The following is a 3,451-nucleotide window of genomic DNA, read 5'->3' on the forward strand; positions in this document are numbered from 1 at the left end:
CAAAATGATTGATTTTTGATATAATAATTTCATACAGATAAATGAATCAAAAAATTGAAAAACTGGAGGAAATTATGTCATTATTAATTTTAGTCTTATCATTATTACTGATTATTGAAATTTTAGGAATTAAAGTTGTACAAAATAGAAAATACGTTGCCTTAAAAGTTTCTAACAATGATTTTGTTGTATCGGTAAATGATAGAGAAGTAATGGCTAATTTTACTGGGAAATAATTGATAGAATTATATGGAATAATAAAAAAACTGTTATTGTTTTTATAACTTTGAGGCGATTTATATACAAATCGTCTTTTATTTTTTAAAAAACTAGTAAAAATAAAGTATTCAATGCAATTTATAAAGAAAAATAAGTAAAAATTTTATAAAATATGTGATAAAATATAATCAAATAACTTTAAATGATTATTTTTAAAGTTTGCTGATATTTTATAGATAAAAATATATAGGGAAATCTTAAAAATTGAGATTAACTATGTATGAAAAAAAAACAAATTTTAGGAGAGTGAAATCAATGACAATGAAAGGAAAAGGAAGAAGTAACAACTTGACAAGAGGAGAGGCTAGAGCTCCACACAGATCGCTTTTGAAAGGGCTAGGATTTACAAGCGAGGAAATGGATCGTCCGATTATTGGGATTGCTAATTCATTTAATGAAATTATACCGGGGCATGTTCATTTGAAAAATTTGGTTCAGGCTGTAAAGGATGGTATAAGAATGGCTGGAGGAGTTCCAATGGAATTTAATACAATTGGAATTTGTGATGGACTTGCAATGAATCATATTGGGATGAAATTTTCACTGGTAACAAGAAACATAATCGCAGATTCGATTGAAGCAGTTGCAATGGCTACTCCATTTGATGCGATTGTATTTATGCCAAACTGTGATAAGGTAGTGCCTGGAATGTTGATTGCAGCTGCAAGACTAAATATACCTTCAATATTTGTAAGTGGAGGGGCGATGCTTGCAGGAGTGTATAAAGGTAAGAAGATAGGGCTTAGTAATGTGTTTGAAGCAGTTGGACAATATGAAGCTGGATTAATAACTAAAAGAGAACTTAATTCTGTTGAAGAAATGGCATGTCCGACTTGCGGATCTTGTGCAGGAATGTATACAGCGAATACAATGAACTGTTTAACAGAAGCACTTGGACTAGGGCTTCCAGGAAATGGAACTGTACCAGCGGTATTTTCAGAAAGAATACGGCTTGCTAAAAAAGCTGGGATGCAAATTATGGAAGTATTGAAAGCAGATGTCCGTCCAAAAGATATTTTGACAAGAGAAGCGTTTGAAAATGCAGTTGCAATGGATATGGCTCTTGGAGGATCATCAAATACAGCTCTACACTTGCCAGCGATAGCGCATGAAGCAGGAATAAAATTGACATTGGAAGATTTTAATGAAATTGCAAAAATAACTCCGCAATTGTGTAAATTATCGCCATCTGGTGAATATTTTATAGAAGACTTGTACAGAGCAGGTGGAGTAACAGGAGTTATGAAAAGACTGCTTGAAAATGGAAGATTGCATGAAAATACAAAAACTGTAGCATTACGTACTCAAGGAGAACTTGCAAAAGAAGCATTTATAAATGATGATGATGTAATCAAGCCTTGGGACAAACCAGCATATAAAACTGGTGGAATTGCGGTATTAAAAGGAAACTTGGCACCAGATGGCTGCGTTGTTAAAGAAGGGGCAGTAGATCCAGAAATGTTGCAGCATACAGGACCAGCAAAAGTATTTAATAGCGAGGAAGAAGCTGTAGAAGCAATTGTTGGTGGAAAAATTGTAGCAGGAGATGTTGTAATTATTAGATATGAAGGACCAAAAGGTGGACCTGGAATGAGAGAAATGTTATCACCGACAGCGATGATTGCTGGAATGGGACTTGACAAGGATGTTGCGTTAATTACAGACGGAAGATTTTCAGGAGCGACAAGAGGAGCTTCAATTGGACACGTTTCGCCAGAAGCCGCTTCAGGTGGAAATATTGCCATAGTTCAAAATGGAGATATTATTGAAATTGATATTCCAAGCAGAACAATAAATATAAAAATTTCGGATGAAGAAATTGAAGCAAGAAAAGCTAAATTGGAGCCATTTAAAATTGAAGTAAAAGGGTATTTGAGAAAATATGCAATGCACGTGTCTTCTGCGGATAGAGGGGCTATTGAGATATTGGACTAATGTGCTTTTACAAAGGAGGAGATTGAAATGGGAAATGGTGGAGAAAGTAAAGTTTTAAATATTGAGCTGACACAAGAGAAGATAAAATCAATAGTGAATGTTACTTATTCACAGCCAGTCAGCTATTTTAGAAAAAATATAAAATTGGAAATGGATATTTTGAAACCAAATAGAGAAGGAAAGTTTCCAACAGTGCTGTTCGTAACAGGTGGCTCATTTGCACATAGCTACAAAGAAAATTATTTACAGCAAAGAATTGAAATTGCAAAGGCTGGTTATGTGGTTGCAAGTATGGAATATAGAACTATTCCTGATGGAGTATTTCCGCAAAGTGTGGAAGATGTAAAATCAGCAATCAGATTTTTGAAGGCTAATGCGGATGAGTATGGGATAGACAAGGAAAGAATAGCTATAATGGGTGATTCTGCTGGTGGATATCTTGTAGCAATGGCTGGAGCGACAAATGGAACAAGAGATTTTGACAAAGGTGAAAATTTATCTGAAAATAGTGATATAAAGGCAGTTATTGATATTTATGGAGTAACAGACTTTGGAGAAGTGGATTTTGAAATTCCAGATGATATTGATGAAGATTACAGAGCAATATTATTATCAGTGAAATTTTGGCTAAATGATGTAAGAAATGATATAAAAGTAACAAACCCAATATCATATATTTCCGACAAAACACCACCATTTCTATTGATGCACGGAGATGCAGACACTTTAGTCCCTCCAATCCATACAGAAAAACTTCACAAGGCATTAATTGAAAAAGGGATAGAATCAACAAGATATATAGTAACTGGGGCAGGACATTCTGATGAATACTGGTTTCAGCCAGAAATTGTAAATATAATAATAGAGTTTTTAAATGAAAAGATAAAAAATGTCTAATATTTAAATAAAAAATAGATAATGTAGCCGCAATTTTAAATTTTGTAAAAAGAATTATAGTTAATGGGTATTTTTTTCTGTAATTTTTGTTTCTAAAAATTCACGGAATTTTTAACTTAACGATACTACTTGTAATAGTAAAAATAATAAGCAAAATTTCGTTAAAGGAAAAATAACTGTCTGAGCGTAGTTTTACGAAGCGAGTTTTATTTTTTCTTTATAAGAAAGTTTTGCGTTAAGCGGGGTTGTAAGGGCATGGCGTCTGATGCCCTTACGTTACAAAAAAATTAAAAAAATAGAAAAATTATTATTAATCATAATATTTATAAATAAAATTATA

General features: G+C 32.8%; 3 protein-coding genes. All 3 read left to right on the forward strand.

From position 1 onward, the window contains the following. Positions 1–74 precede the first annotated feature (74 nt). Positions 75–236, forward strand: coding sequence for a hypothetical protein (locus tag Q0370_RS02755; RefSeq protein WP_039901132.1), 162 nt, complete (start codon positions 75–77; stop codon positions 234–236). 298 nt (positions 237–534) lie between these two features. After that, complete coding sequence (ilvD, locus tag Q0370_RS02760) at positions 535–2,214, forward strand: dihydroxy-acid dehydratase (RefSeq protein WP_299571835.1); 1,680 nt, start codon at positions 535–537, stop codon at positions 2,212–2,214. A gap of 27 nt (positions 2,215–2,241) precedes the next feature. After that, a complete protein-coding gene (locus tag Q0370_RS02765; protein ID WP_299571837.1) occupies positions 2,242–3,111 on the forward strand; it encodes an alpha/beta hydrolase in 870 nt (289 codons plus the stop codon). Positions 3,112–3,451 lie beyond the last annotated feature (340 nt).

The organism is uncultured Leptotrichia sp., assembly GCF_938036635.1.
In the GTDB taxonomy this organism is placed as follows: domain Bacteria; phylum Fusobacteriota; class Fusobacteriia; order Fusobacteriales; family Leptotrichiaceae; genus Leptotrichia; species Leptotrichia hongkongensis.

Bases quoted from the DNA above. Each gene is read 5' to 3' on its own strand.
- Q0370_RS02755 (WP_039901132.1), top strand. From the start codon at position 75: ATGTCATTATTAATTTTAGTCTTATCATTATTACTGATTATTGAAATT.
- ilvD (WP_299571835.1), top strand. From the start codon at position 535: ATGACAATGAAAGGAAAAGGAAGAAGTAACAACTTGACAAGAGGAGAG.
- Q0370_RS02765 (WP_299571837.1), top strand. From the start codon at position 2,242: ATGGGAAATGGTGGAGAAAGTAAAGTTTTAAATATTGAGCTGACACAA.